Origin of the sequence: Endozoicomonas elysicola (assembly GCF_000710775.1) — a bacterium.
GTDB lineage: Bacteria > Pseudomonadota > Gammaproteobacteria > Pseudomonadales > Endozoicomonadaceae > Endozoicomonas > Endozoicomonas elysicola.
Genome location: NZ_JOJP01000001.1, coordinates 5,253,559 through 5,273,797, shown reverse-complemented (window position 1 = coordinate 5,273,797; position 20,239 = coordinate 5,253,559). Strand labels below are relative to the sequence as shown.

The 20,239-nt window shown below is 49.0% G+C and carries 14 protein-coding genes, 4 tRNA genes and 1 riboswitch; of the genes, 17 read left to right on the top strand and 1 reads right to left on the bottom strand.

All coding sequences use genetic code 11. From position 1 onward, the window contains the following. The first annotated feature begins 206 nt into the window (after nucleotides 1-206). A riboswitch (TPP riboswitch) is annotated at nucleotides 207-333 on the top strand. Nucleotides 334-513: 180 nt separating this feature from the next. Next, nucleotides 514-2,268 (top strand): phosphomethylpyrimidine synthase ThiC, encoded by a 1,755-nt coding sequence (gene thiC / locus GV64_RS22215; RefSeq protein WP_020581785.1) that lies wholly within the window; start codon nucleotides 514-516, stop codon nucleotides 2,266-2,268. Here the strand turns inward: thiC and GV64_RS22210 are convergent. Continuing rightward, nucleotides 2,235-3,305, bottom strand: a complete 1,071-nt coding sequence (locus tag GV64_RS22210; protein WP_020581784.1) for a pyridoxal phosphate-dependent aminotransferase — start codon at nucleotides 3,303-3,305, stop codon at nucleotides 2,235-2,237. The two genes, thiC and GV64_RS22210, sit on opposite strands and share 34 nt — an antisense overlap. 653 nt (nucleotides 3,306-3,958) lie before the next feature. Here GV64_RS22210 and birA point away from each other — a divergent pair. From birA to rpoC, 16 genes are all read left to right on the top strand, one after another. Further along, entirely contained in the window at nucleotides 3,959-4,969 is a 1,011-nt protein-coding gene (gene birA / locus GV64_RS22205) for a bifunctional biotin--[acetyl-CoA-carboxylase] ligase/biotin operon repressor BirA (RefSeq protein WP_020581783.1), read from the top strand. Between the two features lie 2 nt (nucleotides 4,970-4,971). After that, a complete protein-coding gene (locus GV64_RS22200) occupies nucleotides 4,972-5,703 on the top strand; it encodes a type III pantothenate kinase (RefSeq protein ID WP_020581782.1) in 732 nt (243 codons plus the stop codon). Nucleotides 5,704-5,706: 3 nt separating this feature from the next. Next, on the top strand, nucleotides 5,707-6,435 hold the full coding sequence (locus GV64_RS22195; RefSeq protein ID WP_020581781.1) for an SPOR domain-containing protein: 729 nt from the start codon (nucleotides 5,707-5,709) through the stop codon (nucleotides 6,433-6,435). 131 nt (nucleotides 6,436-6,566) lie between these two features. Continuing rightward, nucleotides 6,567-6,650: transfer RNA gene (locus tag GV64_RS22190), tRNA-Tyr, on the top strand. A gap of 98 nt (nucleotides 6,651-6,748) precedes the next feature. Beyond that, nucleotides 6,749-6,822 (top strand) — tRNA-Gly (locus GV64_RS22185). 41 nt (nucleotides 6,823-6,863) lie between these two features. Then, nucleotides 6,864-6,939 (top strand) — tRNA-Thr (locus GV64_RS22180). 130 nt (nucleotides 6,940-7,069) lie between these two features. Further along, nucleotides 7,070-7,145: transfer RNA gene (locus GV64_RS22175), tRNA-Trp, on the top strand. Between the two features lie 70 nt (nucleotides 7,146-7,215). Then, complete coding sequence (gene secE, locus GV64_RS22170; protein WP_020581780.1) at nucleotides 7,216-7,584, top strand: preprotein translocase subunit SecE; 369 nt, start codon at nucleotides 7,216-7,218, stop codon at nucleotides 7,582-7,584. Between the two features lie 12 nt (nucleotides 7,585-7,596). Continuing rightward, complete coding sequence (nusG, locus tag GV64_RS22165; protein ID WP_020581779.1) at nucleotides 7,597-8,130, top strand: transcription termination/antitermination protein NusG; 534 nt, start codon at nucleotides 7,597-7,599, stop codon at nucleotides 8,128-8,130. Nucleotides 8,131-8,410: 280 nt separating this feature from the next. Then, nucleotides 8,411-8,845, top strand: a complete 435-nt coding sequence (gene rplK, locus GV64_RS22160) for a 50S ribosomal protein L11 (protein WP_020581778.1) — start codon at nucleotides 8,411-8,413, stop codon at nucleotides 8,843-8,845. Further along, entirely contained in the window at nucleotides 8,845-9,540 is a 696-nt protein-coding gene (rplA, locus tag GV64_RS22155) for a 50S ribosomal protein L1 (protein ID WP_020581777.1), read from the top strand. Before rplK ends, rplA begins: the two co-directional genes overlap by 1 nt. Before the next feature lie 297 nt (nucleotides 9,541-9,837). Continuing rightward, nucleotides 9,838-10,368: a 50S ribosomal protein L10 gene (rplJ, locus tag GV64_RS22150; protein ID WP_020581776.1), complete on the top strand. Its 531-nt coding sequence runs from the start codon at nucleotides 9,838-9,840 to the stop codon at nucleotides 10,366-10,368. A gap of 96 nt (nucleotides 10,369-10,464) precedes the next feature. Continuing rightward, nucleotides 10,465-10,836, top strand: a complete 372-nt coding sequence (gene rplL, locus GV64_RS22145; protein ID WP_020581775.1) for a 50S ribosomal protein L7/L12 — start codon at nucleotides 10,465-10,467, stop codon at nucleotides 10,834-10,836. A gap of 118 nt (nucleotides 10,837-10,954) precedes the next feature. Next, nucleotides 10,955-11,173, top strand: coding sequence for a hypothetical protein (locus GV64_RS24930; RefSeq protein WP_152554158.1), 219 nt, complete (start codon nucleotides 10,955-10,957; stop codon nucleotides 11,171-11,173). Between the two features lie 419 nt (nucleotides 11,174-11,592). Further along, nucleotides 11,593-15,669, top strand: coding sequence for a DNA-directed RNA polymerase subunit beta (gene rpoB, locus GV64_RS22140; protein ID WP_020581774.1), 4,077 nt, complete (start codon nucleotides 11,593-11,595; stop codon nucleotides 15,667-15,669). Between the two features lie 87 nt (nucleotides 15,670-15,756). Further along, nucleotides 15,757-19,968 carry a DNA-directed RNA polymerase subunit beta' gene (rpoC, locus tag GV64_RS22135; protein WP_020581773.1) on the top strand — a complete coding sequence of 1,404 codons (4,212 nt, stop codon included), beginning with the start codon at nucleotides 15,757-15,759 and terminating at the stop codon, nucleotides 19,966-19,968. The last annotated feature ends 271 nt before the right edge of the window (nucleotides 19,969-20,239 follow it).

Here is a 20,239-nt window from a genome sequence, read left to right as displayed (position 1 = left end):
TCTGTTGACATAAATTTGCAGGCTCAGCTCAAACCAGAGCATTCGTTGCTAGGCGCAAGAATACTCACGTCTTTCAAGCTCTTGTAACGGCGGCACGGGCGCTCTGGTTTAAGCCTGGAAGACGGCTATATGAGTCACTGAGCCAGCAAACTTATGTCAACAGAGCCTGGTACTATCCTTATCGATATGTTCACCTTTATAATTCTCGCATCTTGTCGGAGTGCATGTAGCTGAGATCGCTGCGTTTTCAGACTTCCATTGGGAGTTATTTGCAGCAAATCCGTTGAACCTGCCCGGGGTAATACCTGCGAAGGGAACAAGAAAAGAGATTATAGGATAGGCATTATTTTTTGATTGTTGATGATTCTCTGATTTATCAACATATTAGTTGACGACTTATATACAGCAATTTATTGCTATCGTTAGCATCAGGAAGGTAGTAAAAGCCTTTTTCTCTTTTATTTACTAACTACACCGACAAGCCATACACATAATAAAAGATAAGGGAAATACATGGCTTGTAACTCTCATCATCAGGGTATTCAGACGAGTACTCCAATTTCTGACGGTCAGTCACTTCTGGCAGAAGCCTGTCGTCCATTTCCAGCTTCCAGAAAAGTTTATCTCACCGGTAGTCGCGATGACATTCGGGTGGGCCTGCGCGAAATTGCGATTGGACAGAGACAGGGGGAGTACAGCAAATTATCAACTGAATCTTCCATTAGGGTGTATGACACATCCGGACCTTATACCGATCCAGAGCATAGCCTGGACCTCCTTCAGGGGTTGCAGCCAATTCGTTTAGAGTGGATACGGGGTCGTAAAGACTCAGAAGAACTGAGCGCCTGCTCTTCAACATACGCATTACGGCGCAAGCAGGATATTCAGGTTGAGCCAGTGCGCTTTCAGTCGGCTGTATCTATCAGGTGTGCCCTGCCTGGAAAAAATGTTACTCAGCTTCACTATGCAAAGAGGGGGATCGTCACACCGGAGATGGAGTATATAGCACTCAGGGAAAATATGGGGAGGTCTGAAGTATCAAAGATAACGCCTGAATTTGTGCGTCAGGAGGTTGCAGCAGGTCGAGCTGTTATTCCTGCGAATATTAACCACCCTGAAGCGGAGCCGATGATTATTGGCCGTAACTTTCTGGTGAAGGTCAATGCCAATATTGGTAACTCCCCTGTGACCTCCACCATAGAGGAAGAGGTTGAAAAGTTGCTTTGGGCAACGCGCTGGGGGGCGGATACGGTGATGGATCTTTCGACGGGAAAGAACATCCATGAAACCCGTGAGTGGATTTTAAGAAACTCTCCGGTACCGATTGGCACGGTTCCTATTTATCAGACTCTGGAAAAGATTAATGGCAATGTTGCAGATCTTAGCTGGGAGGTCATGAAAGATACCTTGATTGAACAGGCAGAGCAGGGGGTTGATTACTTTACGATTCATGCCGGGACTCTCAGGGAGCATGTAAAGCTGACGACCAATCGTGTGACCGGTATTGTCTCCAGGGGCGGAGGCATTCTAGGGCAGTGGTGTGAGATTCATGACCGAGAAAACTTTTTGTATGAGCATTTCGATGAGATTTGTGAAATATGCAAAGCATACGACATAACCCTGTCATTGGGGGATGGACTTCGTCCGGGGTCTGTTGCTGATGCTAATGATGCTGCACAGTTTGCTGAACTGAAAACGTTAGGTGAACTTACCAGGAAGGCCTGGGAGCATGATGTGCAGGTAATGATTGAAGGACCTGGTCATGTTCCGATGCACCTGATTCAGGAAAATATGGATAAACAGATTGAGTATTGTAATGAGGCGCCTTTTTATACGCTGGGTCCTTTGACAACAGATATCGCTCCTGGCTATGACCACATTACTTCTGGGATCGGTGCAGCGATGATCGGCTGGTTTGGCTGTGCGATGCTCTGTTATGTGACGCCAAAAGAGCACCTTGGCCTACCCAATCGTGAGGATGTTAAGCAGGGGCTGATTGCTTACAAAATTGCTGCTCACGCGGCAGATGTCGCGAAAGGTCACCCGGGTGCTCAGCTAAGGGATGATGCACTATCTCGGGCTCGTTTTGAGTTTCGTTGGGAGGACCAGTTTAACCTGGCCCTTGATCCGGATACGGCAAAAGCTTATCACGATGAAACCCTTCCTCAAGACAGTGCCAAGGATGCAGGCTTCTGTTCAATGTGTGGGCCAAACTTTTGTCCGATGCGCATGACTCATGATGTTCGTGAGCTTGAAAGCACTTCCTGAACTTTTTCTATCAGTTGCCGGGTCTGAGTTATATCTCCCAGAGTTATTCTCAGCCCCTTGCGCCCACTCTGGTCAGCTTTTGGCCGGACAAGAATGTTATTGTTTCGCAAATGCTGCTCAATAGCATCCGGGTTGTCAGGAAATGCCCAGATAAAATTGGCTGCGCTGGGCCAGTAAGGAATTTTCTGCTGGTCAAGGAACTGCTCAAGCAACGGTTTGGATACCTCCATAACCTCCCTAACGTATTGCTGGGTATACTCTGGATGTTCCAGCGCTGCATCAATAGCGACAGCTGCAAACTGATTGACATCATAAGGGCCACGAATGTTCAGCAGTGCTTTGATGTTATCGGGATGGCTGATGACATACCCCAGCCGTATGGATGGTAGGCCCCATGTTTTTGAGAAAGTGCGCGTAATCAGGATATTCGGGTACTCCATAACCCTGTCAGCAACGCTTGTCTGAGAGTATTCAAAATAGCACTCATCGACCAGCAGTGCGGTATCGGGTACGGCTCTAGCTATGGTTAGAATGTCCTCGCAGTTGATTTTTGTTCCGCTGGGGTTATTCGGGTTGGCTATGACAATCATCCGGGTTCTGGGTGTGATTGAGTTCAATACTTCATTGACAGGGAAGCCTTCTTCCAGCGTATAGGCTGGTTCTATGATTTTCAGCCTCTCAATATTGGCGCACTGCTGGTACATTGCGAAGGTCGGCCCGGGGATGATGATTTCATCGTCCTCCGTGCAGGCAGCACGAATAATAATGTCGATACCCTGATCAGAGCCGTTGGTAATCATAACCTCTGATTCGCTGACACCCGCATAACTGGCAATCTTTCGGGTCAGGTCACCATAGGAGGGGTACATTTGCAGCCGGTCATCATTGATGAAGTCTATAAGCGCCTGTTTAACATGATGGCTGACGGGTAATGTTCTTTCATTGAAGTCTAGTAGCAGATGTTTATGAGGATTCCTGCCTTCCAGGGGAGGGGTGTAGGCACTCATCCGGGTGATGTGGGATTTGAAAATGCTCATCTGCTGTTTCCCTGATCCATCGGTTGTTTTCTATATTTAGAATTTAGAGAGTATGCAGTATAGGTAGAGTCAATAAAGGAATCTATAAGTCTCCGGTTGTGGGTATTCATCTTTGCTCATGAGATGTGTTGTATTGCATTCATTCTTTGATGGATTGGCAAGACTGATGGTTTTGTATCATTCATTGGCATCAGTGCTGGATGCTAGGGGGTGTTCTCAATTAGACATGTGACCAGCCGTCCATGGTTTGCGTCAAGCAAGGCGCGAACTGCGAGGTGTGGTTATACATAAGCAGTGAGCAACGCAGAAGGGCGTAAACCATGGGCGGCCCTTCGGGTTGCTCACACAAACACTCATGCAGCGTTGAACGGCTTGAGCATGGAGCCAGCATGTCCTGCGCCGTTCGCCTTGCCTGATGATTGTGTGATCAACTGGTCTCATGGCTAATTGAGAACGCCCACTAGTGGGCTGGGTTTTTTCGCAGTGTCTTGATAAAGAAATCAGGTGGTTAAGTTGGGTATACCGACCTGCAGGATATATTATCTATACCGGACGCACCCAAAGATACGGATAGGCTTCATTCTCTTGTTACCTCCTGTGCCACTCATTACTTGGGTTGTATCTCCTTGATAAAGCTTTTGGGCTCGCTATAAATGGAAAAAGTATTAGAGCTGCTGTCTGATGGCAGTTTCCACTCGGGAGAGGCGCTGGGCAGTGCTTTGGGCATTAGTCGTGCTGCGGTGTGGAAAAAACTGAAAATGCTGGAAGAACTTGGTCTGCAACTGGATTCAGTGAAAGGGAAAGGTTACAGGTTGCACCCGGGGGTTGAGCTGTTGGATCGGCAGAAAATTCTGGGTGGTCTTGATCAGGCTGTCAGAGAATCGGTAGTTATTCAAACCTGCCTTAAAACAGCTTCAACCAATGATCTGGTCAGGGATATCCATGTAGATAGCCCCGAAATCAAGGCTGTATGTCTGGCGGAATATCAGACCAGTGGTCGTGGTCGCCGGGGCAGAACCTGGAATAATCCGTTAGGCTCTACCATCAGCATGTCTGTTAGATGGTCTTATAGTGCCGGCATGGCCTCTCTTGAAGGTCTGAGTCTTGCGGTCGGCCTCTGTGTTGTGAAAGCGTTGGAATCCTGTGGCGCGAGCAGTTTGAAGCTAAAGTGGCCTAATGATGTTCTCTGGGAGCCTTTATCGGGTAAAGGGTCTAAGGAGAGTTTTCAGAAGCTCAGTGGTATTTTGCTGGAAGTTCATGGCGACCCTACTGGCGACTGTGAGGTTATTATTGGTATTGGTGTCAATATCGCCCTGAGTCAGGACCAAATTAATACTATTAATCAGCCAGCCGTGGATATTCAGCGAGTCTGTGGAATGGCGGTCAGCCGGAACTATGTTGCAAGCGCACTGATCAGTGAGTTGTGCCAGACCCTGGATGCTTTCAGTCAATATGGCTTTGGCCATTTTAAGAAGCAGTGGGAGCAATACGATGCTTTTGCTGGTCAGAGTGTTGTTTTGGATGCATCGGGAAATAGTGTTTCTGGTGTGGCCTCCGGGGTTAATACACATGGTGGACTGTTATTGAAAACTGGTGAGGGTATGATGGTTTTCAATGGCGGTGAAGTTTCATTGAAGGCTGCTGGCCCTGAAAAGAGCACGTAAACATGAGAATTCTGGAACTGGATGCTGGGAATAGTCGATTAAAATGGCGACTGTTAAATGGCGATACCGTAGCCTCCCATGGCTATCTTGCAAACAGCGATAACTGGCTCCAGGGACTGCCCTTGTTAATGGGGCAGGTTGAACAGGTAGACTGTGCCAGGGCATCCATTGTTTCGGGGCGGGAGCGTTTTGAGTTGCTCAATGCTGCGATTGATCGCCACTTTAATATTTCTCTTCAGCAGGCTTCGGTTAAACCTGATTGGCGGGGAGTTCGTGTTGCTTATCCTGGTATTGGGGTCGATCGTTGGCTGGCAATGTTGGCGGCTAACCATCAGGACCGGCAGACAGATAAAATCGTTGTTAGCTGTGGTACAGCTATCACCCTTGATATGCTAAACCGTGATGGAGAGCATCTCGGTGGGTATATTGTGCCGGGTATCGGGTTGATGAAAAAGATGTTGCACGCCAATACGGCCCAACTGCCCATGGTGGAAATGGCAGCCTCCAGTGTCAGTCCAGGCAAAAATAGTATGGATTGTATTAATAACGGTGTTCTCGCTATGGCGGCAGCAATGGTGAATGAACAACAAACTACTCATAAAGATTGTGTCGTATATCTGACGGGAGGTGATGGTGCGCTACTTAAGCCCTACATTAACGGTGAGTGTTTTTATCATCCTGAACTGGTGATGGACGGCCTGTCGTTTGCTTTTGAAGAGGCAGTGCTGGGATAAACGATGCGCTGGACAGTTATTTTTCTTGTATTTGCCAATCTCAGTTATTTTGCCTGGGGCTCCTATCACGAGTCCAGGGGAGGGTACTGGCTTCCCGAAGAAAGTGATAGTTATACAGAAGTGTCGGGTGAACGACTGGTTTTGCTTGTCGAGACAAGTGGGGCGCACTCAGCAACTCCAAGTGATATGGCTGGAGTAAAACCTTTGATAAATTCATCGATCCAGTCAGGACGTAAGCTTGTAAATGAATGCCTCGTTGTAGGGCCTTTTGCCAATGTGGTTGAGGTGGATGAACTGCAGCAGCGTTTATTTGCAGTGGGGGTTAGTAGTCATGAAAGGGCTGATGAAAATAGCCAGCAACAGGATTACTGGGTTCATATACCGCCTTTACCCAGTCGTGATGCTGCGATCCGTTTGTTGAGGGAGTTACAGGCGCAAAGAATTGATAGCTTTGTGATTACTCAGGGGGAGCTGGCCAATGGTATATCATTGGGGCTTTTCTCACGGAGCGAGTCTGCAAAAACAGTTAGTCGTCGTTTAACTGATGCGGGTTATGGTGTTGCGATCAAGTCGCTGCCCAGGGTTCCTGAACAATGGTGGCTTGAGATGGATTCTACTGTTGAAAGCAGGTTGAGCTCTTCGTTCTGGGATGAAACCACAGATCAGTTTCCTGAACTGAAAAAGTTAAAAAAGAGTTGTAAAAGCATTGCAACGAGCAAAGAGATTCTCTAGTATACGCCTCGCTGCTCAGGGAGACAGTTAGCCGAACCGGGAATTAAAAGATGATCTTGAAAACAGGGTCATCTGGAAGAAAAAGGTTGGGTTGACAAAGAAAACTTCCTGAATAAAATAGCGCAGCATCTGGTGGGGTTCCCGAGTGGCCAAAGGGATCAGACTGTAAATCTGACGCGAAAGCTTCGCTGGTTCGAATCCAGCCCCCACCACCAGATTTGTTCTTCCTTGAATTGAAATTAAGCTTGATGGCTGGTTTCCAAATCCTTGGAATTCGTGCAATATTGGTTTGCGTGATTAAAGCTTTGTTTTTGCGGGTATAGTTCAACGGTAGAACCTCAGCCTTCCAAGCTGATGATGCGGGTTCGATTCCCGCTACCCGCTCCAGTTCCTATCTTGCCTATAGATGGTTGTTGTAGATAGCAAGTGCTCTTATAGCTCAGTTGGTAGAGCGCATCCTTGGTAAGGATGAGGTCACCGGTTCAACTCCGGTTAAGAGCTCCATATTCGAGAGGCGTATGTCTCTTTTTTTTCGAGTGGTATTTTTTTTGCGCTCGATTAGCCACAAGGCTTTTCAGGTCGGTTGATGAAGATTATAATTCACCGACTCTGTGATTCAGAGTGATAAGGATTTAGGCCAGTAGTTCAATTGGTAGAGCACCGGTCTCCAAAACCGGGGGTTGGGGGTTCGATTCCCTCCTGGCCTGCCATTTCCGATGATCAAGCTCTTGCTCCTGGGAAGCTTGCTCTTAGAGAGTCTAGATAGAGAAAATCAAGCTGATGAGTGGAAATTCTGAAATTGCGACTTCGGGTCGACTGGATGGTCTCAAATGGGGCCTTGTGGCGATTCTGGTCGCTGTTGGTGTTTACGGTAATTATTACTTTGCTGCTGAGTCGCTTCTTCTTAGAGTTGTCGGCTTGCTGGTGATTGCAGGTATTGCTGGGTTTATTGCTCTGCAAACTGTGAAAGGTGGTGCCTTCTGGACGTTGTTGAAGGATGCTAAGACTGAGATTCGCAAGGTTGTCTGGCCTACTCGTCAGGAGACAGTGCAGACCACGCTGGTGGTGGTTGCTGTCGTATTAGTGATGGGCCTTATTTTGTGGGGGCTCGATTCTCTGCTAGGCTGGATGATCAGCAGCCTGATTTGATAGGGACAGGACATGGCGAAACGTTGGTATGTGGTTCATGCCTACTCTGGATACGAGAAGCAGGTGTTGCGCTCCTTGAATGAGCGTATCAAGCGTCTTGGTATGGAAGAGTACTTCGGCGAAATTCTGGTGCCTACCGAGGAAGTGGTAGAGATTAAGAACGGCCAGAAGCGTAAAAGTGAGAGAAAATTCTTTCCGGGCTATGTATTGGTCCAGATGGAGATGAATGAAGACTCGTGGCATCTTATTAAAGATACGCCGCGGGTGATGGGTTTTATTGGTGGTACGGCAGATAAGCCTGCGCCTATCACTGAAAAAGAAGCGGATGCTATTCTTCGTCGTGTGCATGAAGGTGCTGAGGCTCCAAGGCCTAAGACTCTGTTCGAGCCTGGTGAGATGGTTCGTGTTGTTGATGGTCCTTTTGCCGACTTTAATGGTGTGGTGGAAGGTGTCAATTACGAGAAGAGTCGCCTGCAAGTTGCAGTAATGATTTTTGGTCGCTCAACGCCGGTAGAGCTTGAGTTTGGTCAGGTTGAGAAAGTTTAAGCTTTAGTGTAAGCCGGCTTTCGAATAGCCCCGTTTTGTCTTTATTGACTGGCGGGGCTTTGTTTTTCTGAGCCATTTTGTAGGGTTGGATGGACGCTTTGAGGTGATTGTGTGATTTGCAGTTATCTTAAGTGTTTTTGCGCTGGTGATTTCGGAATGATTTCTGTAAACTACCGCGCTTTGTAGACGGGTAGCCGTAAATTTGAATGCTTCTTTCCTTAAGGTCTTTGGTTTTGAGGTGGGGTGTTGAATAAGGCAGTGACCCATGTAGAGGTTGAAAATGGCCAAGAAAGTACAAGCTTATATTAAGCTTCAAGTGCCTGCTGGACAGGCAAATCCATCCCCACCTGTTGGTCCTGCTCTGGGTCAGCACGGTGTAAATATCATGGAATTCTGTAAGGCGTTTAACGCTAGCACCCAGAAAATGGATGCTGGTATGCCGATTCCTGTTGTTATTACTGTATACAGTGATCGCAGTTTCACTTTCGAGACTAAGACTCCACCTGCCTCTGTTCTGCTGATGAAGACTCTGAAGCTGAAGAAGGGTTCTGGTCGTCCAAATACCGAGAAAGTAGGTACTGTGACTCGCGAGCAGTTGCTTGAAGTTGCCAAGATCAAAGAACCTGATCTGACTGCTGCTGACGAAGATGCAGCAGTGCGTACCATTGCTGGTTCAGCTCGTTCCATGGGTCTGATCGTGGAGGGTGTTGAGTAATGGCTAAGCTGTCTAAGCGTGCGAAACTGATCGCTGAAAAAATCGACTCTACTAAGTCTTATGGCTTTGAAGAAGCGGCTACTCTGCTGAGAGAGATCTCCAGTGTAAAGTTCAAGGAAACTATCGAAGTTTCTGTGAATCTGGGTGTTGATCCTCGTAAATCTGACCAGGTTGTTCGTGGCTCTACTGTTCTGCCTAATGGAACTGGTAAAGACGTTCGTGTGGCTGTGTTCACTCAGGGTGCCAACGCTGAAGCCGCTAAAGAAGCGGGTGCAGAAATTGTTGGTATGGAAGATCTGGCTGAGCGTGTTAAAGCTGGTGAGATGGACTTCGACGTAGTTATCGCTTCTCCTGATGCGATGCGTGTTGTTGGTCAGCTGGGTCAGATTCTTGGACCGCGTGGTCTGATGCCTAACCCTAAAGTTGGTACTGTAACACCTAACGTTGCTGAAGCGGTTCGCAATGCTAAGGCTGGTCAGGTACGTTTCCGTACTGATAAGAACGGTATCATTCATGCTGGTGTTGGTAAGATTGACTTTGAAGCCGCTGCGCTCAAGCAGAACGTTGAAGCTCTGCTGGTTGATCTGAAGAAGCTGAAGCCTTCTTCCAGTAAAGGTGTTTACATGAAGAAGGTGTCTCTGTCCTCCACTATGGGGCCAGGTCTGACCATCGACATGTCTTCCCTGACTGCTTAAGAATTAATGAGGTCTGAGACTTCTCAGGCTTCTGGCTGGTTACTTACTGGCCGCAAAAGACTTTGGGGTCCCTGCTCAGGCAGGGGTCGTCAAAGATCACAGGTGTTGGATGCCGTTCCTGCTTGCAGGGTTCACTACTTGGTGGTGGGTAAAAGGCAAAAGGCTTAATTTCCTGTGTAGACGGTGAAAATGCTACGACTCAATAGTGGTGCATAGACCCTTCACCGTATTGTAAGTGTCTGATTGTTTATCGTGATAAATGGTTGGATGTGACTTCATAAATTTGGAGTAAAGCCCATGGCGTTAGGACTCGAAGACAAGAAGGCAATTGTTGCCGAAGTCAGCGAGGCTGCACAAAGCGCTCTGTCGGCTGTAATCGCGGACTACCGTGGTCTTTCTGTTGGTCAAATGACCGCTCTGCGTAAGCAGGCTCGTGATGGTGGCGTCTACCTGAAGGTAGTTCGTAACACACTGGCTAAGCGCGCGGTTGAAGGCACTGAACTTCAGTGTCTGCAGGAAGTGCTGGTAGGCCCTACTGTGCTTGCTTTCTCAATGGAAGATCCAGGCTCCGCCGCGCGCGTGATGCAGGAATTTGCCAAAGAGAATAAAGAGTTGGAAATTAAGGCTCTGTCTGTTTCTGGGCAGTTGCTGGGTGCAGAACAAATTGATGTTCTGGCCAAACTGCCAACTCTGGATCAGGCTCGCGCAATGCTGATGAGTGTAATGATCGCACCGGTAACCAAGCTGGCAAGAACTCTGAACGAGTTCCCATCAAAAGTTACCCGTGCTGTGGCAGCTGTTGCCGACGAGAAAAAGAAAGCCGCTTAATTCTGATTGAGTTAACTGTCTGGCTTTTTTGCTTAAACAAATTCTGGGGTTTTCTTGTAAATAGTTACCCCAAAGAAAATTTTTGGAGATATAGAGATGGCTCTGTCCAAAGAAGATATCCTGAACGCTATTGCTGAAATGTCTGTAATGGACGTTGTTGAACTGGTTTCCGCTATGGAAGAGAAGTTCGGCGTTTCTGCTGCTGCTGCTGTTGCTGCTGCTCCAGTTGCTGCTGCTGCCGCTGTTGCAGAAGAGCAAACTGAGTTCGACGTAATCCTGGCTGAAGCTGGTGACAAGAAAGTTAACGTTATCAAGGTAGTACGTGCTGCTACTGGTCTGGGTCTGAAAGAAGCTAAGGCTGTTGTAGACGGCGCTCCAGCTCCTCTGAAGGAAGGCGCTTCCAAGGAAGAAGCTGAAGAACTGAAGAAGCAGCTGGAAGAAGCTGGTGCTAAAGTAGAAATCAAGTAATTTCTATAAAAGCATTGCATAATCCCGAGTCTGTTGCATAATAGATTCAGGTGGCTGGTGCCTGCGAGGGTGCCGGCCTTTTTCCGTTGTATGAGCTATATCGTCTGAGTGATTCTATTTGCACATAAGATCTCTTCCTCGTCATGGCGTATCTACTTCTTCAGTCTTTCTGGGCGGGAGTGGTATTGCATGGTTGTGTCGTGGGATATTTCCGGTGCAGAAGGGATGTGTGCTTGATGAGGTTGCTGAAAAGCTGGATGGTTTTTCCGTGGCTCTGTGCTTCAGGCGTTGCGCTTTTCAAACGTTGTGTGGTGGTGTTGAGCGGTTCGTTACTTGAACTTTTTTGGTAGATTGGTTCCGCTTCGCATTAAGCTGTGAGATGATAGCAGATTGCTGTAAAGAATTCAGAATCTAACCGATTTGATCCGAGCTGAAATACATAATGTTGCTTGATAAGTGTTGGGCAGCCTAAATAATACCGCTTTCATTGCTTTGTGTGATGTGAGCGGTATTGCCGTGAAAGCAGGGTAGTAAATCTGAACAGTAGTATCAGATAGCTTTCTGCCCAGGCGCTAAAGCTCATACAACGGTTACAGTGTCTAAAACGACATTGAGAGTATCTACAACGACTCTAGTAGTCGAATAGTCGAAAATTTATTGGTTTTGACAGGGAGCCACCCGCTCTCGAACTAACCTACTATGGCCAGGCGATGCCGCCTGAGGCCAGAAAACAGGTAACCAAGCTGGGGAACGCTGATGGCATACTCGTATACTGAGAAAAAACGCATCCGCAAGGACTTCGGCAAGCTGCCGAGTGTCATGAATGTGCCGTATCTGCTGGCGATTCAGCTTGACTCGTATCACAAGCTGTTGCAGTCAGATAAAGAGCCGGCAGCAAGGGAAGATATTGGGCTTCACGCAGCCTTTAAATCCGTTTTCCCTATAGTAAGCTATTCCGGCAATGCGGCACTTGAATATGTTAGCTACAGACTGGGCGCTCCTGCGTTTGATGTCAAGGAATGCCAGCTGCGAGGCGTCACTTACGCAGTACCTCTGCGTGTTAAGGTGCGTCTGATTATCTACGATAAAGAATCGTCAAACAAGGCAATCAAGGATATCAAGGAGCAGGAAGTGTACATGGGCGAAATTCCGCTCATGACCGATAACGGTACCTTTGTTATTAATGGTACAGAACGAGTTATCGTATCTCAGCTGCACCGCTCTCCGGGCGTGTTCTTTGATAATGACCGGGGTAAGACTCACTCTTCCGGTAAACTGCTCTACTCTGCCCGTGTAATTCCTTACCGTGGCTCCTGGCTGGACTTTGAGTTTGATCCAAAAGATCTGCTTTTTGTTCGTATCGACCGTCGTCGTAAATTGCCAGCAACTATCCTTCTGAGAGCTATTGGGCTTTCCAATGAAGAAATTCTTGAAAATTTCTTTGACTTTGTTGAGTTCAAAATCGGTTCTGAAAATGTCAGTACTGAGTTCGTTGCTGATCGCCTGAGAGGTGAGGCAGCTAGTTTTGATATCTACGATAATGATGGCAATGTCATTGTAGAACAAGGGCGTCGTGTAACTGCACGTCATATCCGCGATCTGCAAAAATCCAGCATTAAGAGCCTTGATGCGCCAATTGAATACATCTACGGTCGTGTTCTTGCCAAAACCGTTATTCATAAATCTACCGGTGAAATCATTGTTGAGTGCAACACTGAAGTTACACCTGAAGTTTATGAGAAACTGTTGTCAGCAGGTATCAAATCAGTAGAAACGCTTTATATCAATGAGCTTGATTGTGGTCCGTTTATTTCTGACACACTGCGTGCAGATACGACAACGAATCGTCTGGAAGCGCTTGTTGAAATTTACCGTATGATGCGTCCTGGTGAACCACCAACGCAGGATGCAGCAGAGGCGCTGTTCCAGAACCTGTTCTTCTCAACTGAGCGTTATGACCTGTCAGCGGTAGGTCGTATGAAGTTCAACCGTCGTCTGGGTCGTGATGAGGATACCGGATCCGGTGTTCTGGATAACTCCGACATCATTGATGTGCTGAGAATCCTTGTTGACATCCGAAATGGTAAGGGTATCTGTGACGATATCGACCACCTGGGTAACCGTCGCGTACGTTCTGTTGGTGAAATGGCTGAAAACCAGTTCCGTGTTGGTCTGGTGCGTGTTGAGCGTGCAGTTAAAGAACGTCTGAGTCTGGCTGAGTCTGAAGGCCTGATGCCTCAGGACTTGATCAATGCCAAGCCGGTTGCAGCTGCCATCAAGGAGTTTTTTGGCTCCAGTCAGCTGTCACAGTTTATGGACCAAAACAACCCGCTGTCTGAAATTACCCATAAGCGTCGTGTATCTGCGTTGGGCCCAGGCGGTCTGACTCGTGAACGTGCCGGCTTTGAGGTTCGCGACGTACACTCAACCCATTACGGTCGTGTATGTCCAATCGAGACGCCTGAAGGTCCAAACATCGGTCTGATCAACTCTCTGGCAACCTACGCTCGTACTAACGATTATGGTTTCCTTGAAGCGCCATACCGTCGTGTAGTTGATGGTCGGGTAACTGACGAAGTGGATTACCTTTCTGCAATTGAGGAAGGTGAGTATGTTATCGCTCAGGCATCCGCAGCAATGGATGAAAGCAAGCAGCTGACTGAAGAGCTGGTTGTTGTGCGCTACCGTGGTGAAGCGACACTGATGGGGCCAGATAAAGTCCAGTATATGGACGTGTCTACCAAGCAGATGGTATCGGTGGCAGCCTCTTTGATTCCATTCCTTGAGCACGATGACGCTAACCGTGCCTTGATGGGATCAAACATGCAGCGTCAGGCCGTACCGACTCTGAGAGCTGAAAAGCCCCTGGTCGGTACTGGTATGGAGCGCAATGTGGCTTCTGACTCCGGTGTTTGTGTGGTTGCAAGGCGTGGCGGTGTTATTGATACCGTTGATGCTGCTCGTATTGTTGTCCGGGTTAATGATGATGAAGTTCAGCCGGGTGAAGCTGGTGTAGATATCTACAATCTGACCAAATACACACGTTCTAACCAGAATACCTGTATTAATCAGCGTTCACTGGTGAAGGCAGGGGATCAGATCGCTCGTGGCGACATCATGGCGGACGGTCCTTCTGTTGATATGGGTGAGCTGGCACTGGGCCAGAATATGCGTGTCGCGTTCATGCCTTGGAACGGTTACAACTTTGAGGACTCCATCCTCATTTCTGAACGTGTCGTTCAGGAAGACCGCTTTACCACTATCCACATTCAGGAACTCACCTGTGTGGCTCGTGACACCAAGCTGGGCTCAGAAGAGATCACCGGCGATATTCCAAACGTAGGTGAGTCAGCTCTTAACAAGCTGGATGAAGCCGGTATCGTTTATGTGGGTGCTGAAGTCGGCGCTGGTGACATTCTGGTGGGTAAGGTTACCCCGAAAGGTGAAACCCAGCTGACTCCTGAAGAAAAACTGCTGCGTGCCATCTTTGGTGAGAAGGCGTCTGACGTTAAAGATACGTCTCTGCGTGTACCGACCAGTGTGAAAGGCACCGTTATTGACGTTCAGGTCTTTACCCGTGATGGCGTAGAGAAGGACTCACGTGCACTTTCTATTGAAAAGGCGCAGCTGGATGAATACCGCAAGGATCTGAACGAAGAGTTCCGTGTGGTAGAGAATGATACGTTTGCCCGTCTGCGTGGGGCTCTGCGTAACCAACCTGTTGTCCGTGCTCCAGCAATGGGTAAGGGTGATCTGGTTAGCGACAGCTATCTGGATGGCCTGGAACATGAGCAGTGGTTCAAACTGTCCATGGCAGATGAAGCGCTCAATGAGATGCTTGACCTGTCCAGAGAGCAGCTTAAAGAACGTCGTGCACAGCTGGATGAGCGTTTCGAAGACAAGAAGAAAAAGCTTCAGACTGGCGACGACATGGCGCCTGGTGTGCTGAAGATCGTTAAGGTTTACTTGGCCATCAAGCGTCGTATCCAGCCTGGTGACAAGATGGCGGGCCGTCACGGTAACAAAGGTGTTATCTCTATTATCATGCCGGTAGAAGACATGCCGCATGATGAAGAAGGTAACCCGGTTGATATCGTACTGAACCCTCTGGGTGTACCGTCTCGAATGAACGTTGGTCAGGTGCTGGAAACTCACCTGGGTGCTGCAGCTAAAGGGTTGGGCGTGAAGGTCAATCGGATGCTGGAAGCCCAGCGGAGCATGGCCGAGTTGCGCAAGTTCCTGGATGAGGTGTACAACGGTATTCCGGGCTCCAGCCCTGTGCAGATTGAGTCGTTCAGCGATACAGAAGTACTTGAGCTGGCTCGAAATCTGCGTGGCGGTGTGCCGATGGCAACTGCCGTGTTTGATGGCGCCAAGGAAACTGAAATCAAGCGCCTGCTTCGTCTGGCGGACATGGATGACAGTGGTCAGGTTAAACTGTTTGACGGTCGTACTGGCGAGTTCTTTGAGCGTCCGGTCACAGTTGGCTACATGTACATGCTTAAGCTGAACCACCTGGTAGACGACAAGATGCACGCACGTTCTACTGGTTCTTACTCTCTGGTTACCCAGCAGCCTCTGGGTGGTAAGGCACAATTCGGTGGTCAGCGTTTCGGGGAGATGGAGGTATGGGCACTGGAAGCATACGGTGCTGCCTACACTCTGCAGGAAATGCTGACTGTGAAGTCCGATGACGTCGCTGGCCGTACCAAGATGTACAAAAACATCGTGGATGGCGACCACAGAATGGAAGCCGGTATGCCGGAGTCCTTCAATGTATTGTTGAAGGAAATCCGCTCACTGGGCATCGACATCGAACTGGAAACCGAATAACGAACGTGTGGCCAGGGTGCTCTTATTCTTGTAGGTAGACTTTTTTAGACGAGAATAGGGCGCCTTGCACCGCGAGGAGATACGATCTTGAAAGACTTGTTGAATCTGCTCAAGACACAGGGCCAGACGGACGAATTCGACGCTATTCGGATTTCTCTGGCTTCACCGGATATGATCCGGTCATGGTCTTACGGCGAAGTAAAAAAGCCGGAAACTATTAACTACCGTACGTTCAAGCCTGAGCGTGATGGTCTGTTCTGTGCCAAAATTTTTGGACCAGTGAAGGACTACGAGTGCCTGTGTGGTAAGTACAAGCGACTGAAGCACCGTGGTGTTATCTGTGAGAAGTGTGGCGTTGAGGTTGCTCTGGCTAAAGTGCGTCGTGAGCGCATGGGTCACATTGAGCTGGCCAGCCCGGTTGCTCACATCTGGTTCCTGAAGTCCCTGCCATCCCGTATTGGTCTGTTGCTTGACATGACCCTGCGTGATATTGAGCGGGTGCTCTATTTCGAATCTTACGTTGTTGTTGATCCAGGCATGACGACGCTGGAGAAAAACCAGCTGCTGTCTGATGAACAATACTACGAAGCTCTGGAAGAGTTTGGTGATGACTTTGATGCCCGTATGGGTGCAGAGGCCATCAAAGGTCTGCTGGCGGATATCGACATCGAAGACGAAGTCAATACGCTGCGTGAAGAGATTCCACAGACCAACTCTGAAACCAAGCTGAAGAAGCTGAGCAAGCGTCTGAAGCTGCTGGAAGCTTTCCATAACTCAGGCAACAACCCTGAGTGGATGATCCTGACTGTTCTGCCAGTTCTGCCACCTGATCTGCGTCCGCTGGTGCCACTGGACGGTGGTCGTTTTGCGACGTCTGACCTGAACGATCTGTATCGTCGAGTGATCAACCGTAACAACCGTCTGAAGCGTCTGCTGGATCTGAACGCGCCTGACATCATCGTCCGTAACGAAAAGCGGATGCTGCAGGAGTCTGTTGATGCACTGCTGGATAACGGTCGTCGTGGTCGTGCCATCACCGGTTCCAACAAGCGTCCTCTGAAATCCCTGGCTGACATGATCAAGGGTAAACAGGGTCGATTCCGTCAGAACCTGCTGGGTAAGCGTGTAGACTACTCTGGTCGTTCGGTTATTACCGTAGGTCCTACTCTGCGTCTGCATCAGTGTGGTCTGCCTAAGAAAATGGCTCTGGAGCTGTTCAAGCCATTTATTTTCGGCAAGTTGGAAGCCAAAGGTCTGGCAACCACGATCAAAGCTGCCAAGAAAATGGTTGAGCGTGAAACCCCAGAGGTTTGGGACGTTCTGGCGGACGTTATCCGTGAACATCCGGTCATGCTGAACCGTGCGCCGACTCTGCACCGTCTGGGTATTCAGGCGTTTGAACCGGTTTTGATCGAAGGTAAAGCGATTCAGTTGCACCCATTGGTGTGTGCGGCTTACAACGCCGACTTTGACGGTGACCAGATGGCGGTACACGTACCTCTGACTCTGGAAGCGCAGCTGGAGGCTCGTGCCCTGATGATGTCGACCAACAACATCCTGGCACCAGCGAACGGCGAGCCAATCATTGTTCCTTCTCAGGACGTTGTACTGGGTCTGTACTACATCACCCGTGATCGCATCAATGCGAAGGGTGAGGGCATGGCTTTCGTTGATATCGACGAAGTTATGCGTGCCTACCGTACCAAGGCTGTTGACCTGCATGCCCGTATTAAAGTGCGCGTGCATGAGAAGTACAGAGACGGAGAAGGTAAGGAGCACGACAACAAGTTCCTGGCCGATACCACTGTAGGTCGAATGATCCTGTGGGATATCGTGCCAGAAGGCCTGCCTTTCTCGCTGGTTAACCAGGCGATGAAGAAGAAGGCAATCTCCGGTCTGTTGAATGCCTGCTACCGTAATGTTGGTCTGAAAGAAACCGTTATCTTTGCTGACCAGATGATGTATCTGGGCTTCCAGTATGCAACGATTTCCGGTACTTCCATTGGTGTTAACGACTTCGTTATCCCTCCTGAGAAGGCCCGCATCATCGATGACGCCAACGAAGAAGTTAAAGAAATCGAGAATCAGTTTGCTTCCGGTCTGGTAACGGCTGGTGAGAAGTACAACAAGGTAATCGATATCTGGTCCCGTGCTAACGAAATGTTGGCCAAGCGGATGATGGATAACCTGAAATCCGACACTGTTATTAACAAGCAGGGTAAGGAAGAAGAGCAGGAATCCTTTAACAGCGTTTACATGATGGCGGACTCCGGTGCGCGGGGTAGTGCAGCACAGATTCGTCAGCTGGCGGGTATGCGTGGTCTGATGGCCAAGCCAGACGGTTCCATCATTGAAACGCCAATTACAGCGAACTTCCGTGAAGGTCTGAACGTACTCCAGTACTTCATTTCTACTCACGGTGCTCGTAAGGGTCTTGCGGATACCGCTCTGAAAACAGCGAACTCCGGTTACCTGACTCGTCGTCTGGTAGACGTTGCCCAGGATCTGGTAGTAACGGAAGACGACTGTGGCACCAGCGATGGTCTGCTGATGACACCGCACATTGAAGGTGGTGACGTAGTAGAACCATTGGGTGAGCGTATTCTGGGTCGTGTGGTAGCTGAAGATGTACTCAAGCCAGGCAGCGACAGCGAAATCGCCGTACCGGCCGGAACCCTCATCGATGAAATGTGGGTGAAGCGTCTCGAAACCATGAACGTTGACGAGATGCGTGTGCGCTCGCCAATCAGCTGTGAGACTCGTCACGGTATCTGTTCCAAGTGTTATGGCCGAGATCTGGGTCGTGGACACCTGGTTAACAAGGGTGAGGCTGTCGGTGTAATCGCTGCCCAGTCCATTGGTGAACCTGGAACACAGTTGACGATGCGTACCTTCCACATCGGTGGTGCGGCATCCAGAAACGCAGCAGCAGACAGTGTTACCGTTAAGAACAAGGGTTCTGTTCGTCTGTTAAACCTGAAGTCTGTTGAGCGTAAAGATGGCACTCTGGTGGCTGTCAGCCGTTCCGGTCAACTGGCGGTTGCTGATGAGTTTGGCCGTGAGCGTGAGCGTTACAAGCTGCCTTACGGTGCCATGATTTCGGTGAAAGACGGTGATCAGATTGAAGCGGGTCAGACCGTAGCCAAGTGGGATCCACACACACACCCGATCATCACTGAAACTGCCGGTATTGTTGAATTCCAGGGTATGGATGAAAACATTACCGTTAAGACTCAGACGGATGAACTGACTGGTCTGTCCAATATTGAGATCATGGATCCGAAGGATCGTCCATCTGCCGGTAAGGATATTCGTCCTGCCATGCAGCTGAAAGACGCGAATGGTAACGAGCTGAAGCTGCCAGGTACTGATGTTCCTGCCCAGTACTTCCTGCCAGCTAACGCGTTGGTGAACCTGGTGGATGGTGCCACTGTGGAAGTGGGTGCGGTTCTTGCCCGTATTCCTCAGCAATCTTCCGGTAACCGGGACATCACCGGTGGTCTGCCGCGAGTTGCCGACCTCTTTGAAGCCCGTAAGCCAAAAGAACACTCGATTCTGGCGGAAATTTCCGGAACCATCGGCTTTGGTAAGGAGACCAAGGGTAAGAAGCGTCTGGTCATCACTCCGACTGACGGTACTGATCCCTATGAAGAGCTGATTCCGAAGTGGCGTCACCTCAACGTGTTTGAAGGTGAACAGGTCACTCAGGGTGAAGTTATCTCTGACGGTCCTACTAACCCTCATGACGTACTGCGTCTTCTGGGTGTCAGTGAACTGGCTCGCTATATCGTTAACGAAATCCAGGACGTATACCGTCTGCAGGGTGTAAAGATTAACGATAAGCACATTGAGACCATCCTGCGTCAGATGTTGCGTAAGGTAGAAATTACCGATACCGGTGATTCAAGCTTTATCCGTGGTGACCAGCTTGAGTACAACCGTTTGCTGGAAGAGAATGACCGTGTTGCTCGTGAAAACGGCTTCCCGGCTAAGTTTGACCGTGTCCTGCTGGGTATCACGAAAGCGTCTCTGGCGACTGAGTCCTTCATTTCGGCGGCTTCCTTCCAGGAGACCACCCGTGTTCTGACTGAGGCAGCCGTTCACGGTAAGCGCGATTACCTGCGTGGCCTGAAGGAGAACGTAGTTGTAGGCCGTCTGATTCCTGCAGGTACAGGTCTGACTTACCATGCTGAGCGTCGTAAAGGTCGTGAAGAAGTTGAGTTCGAAACGCCTGTCAAGGTATCTGCTTCAGAAGTTGAACAGGCTCTGTCCGATGCTTTGAACTTCGGAGAAGTTTGATCGTTGAGTAAAGAGGGGGTATTCCCTCCCTCTCTAACTAACTCATAAAAAGCCACCGCTATGGTGGCTTTTTTTATGGCTGGCGGAACTGGAGTGTAGGGTTTTATTTTGTTGGCTTTATGATGTGGAGGGGTGATTCAGACATTACGTTCTTTACAATGGAATAAAGGAACCAGAAATTCTGTTTTTGCTCTAAAAGTCAGGTCTGATTCTGATATTTCAATAAATAATCAGAGTTGAGAGAAATGGGCTATGGCTTTTCAGGTGTGAA

Coding starts and splice junctions, on each gene's coding strand:
- rplL (WP_020581775.1), top strand. CDS start 10,465: ATGGCTCTGTCCAAAGAAGATATCCTGAACGCTATTGCTGAAATGTCT.
- rpoB (WP_020581774.1), top strand. CDS start 11,593: ATGGCATACTCGTATACTGAGAAAAAACGCATCCGCAAGGACTTCGGC.
- secE (WP_020581780.1), top strand. CDS start 7,216: ATGAGTGGAAATTCTGAAATTGCGACTTCGGGTCGACTGGATGGTCTC.
- GV64_RS22210 (WP_020581784.1), bottom strand. CDS start 3,305: ATGAGCATTTTCAAATCCCACATCACCCGGATGAGTGCCTACACCCCT.
- thiC (WP_020581785.1), top strand. CDS start 514: ATGGCTTGTAACTCTCATCATCAGGGTATTCAGACGAGTACTCCAATT.
- rplK (WP_020581778.1), top strand. CDS start 8,411: ATGGCCAAGAAAGTACAAGCTTATATTAAGCTTCAAGTGCCTGCTGGA.
- birA (WP_020581783.1), top strand. CDS start 3,959: ATGGAAAAAGTATTAGAGCTGCTGTCTGATGGCAGTTTCCACTCGGGA.
- rplJ (WP_020581776.1), top strand. CDS start 9,838: ATGGCGTTAGGACTCGAAGACAAGAAGGCAATTGTTGCCGAAGTCAGC.
- rplA (WP_020581777.1), top strand. CDS start 8,845: ATGGCTAAGCTGTCTAAGCGTGCGAAACTGATCGCTGAAAAAATCGAC.
- GV64_RS22195 (WP_020581781.1), top strand. CDS start 5,707: ATGCGCTGGACAGTTATTTTTCTTGTATTTGCCAATCTCAGTTATTTT.
- GV64_RS22200 (WP_020581782.1), top strand. CDS start 4,972: ATGAGAATTCTGGAACTGGATGCTGGGAATAGTCGATTAAAATGGCGA.
- nusG (WP_020581779.1), top strand. CDS start 7,597: ATGGCGAAACGTTGGTATGTGGTTCATGCCTACTCTGGATACGAGAAG.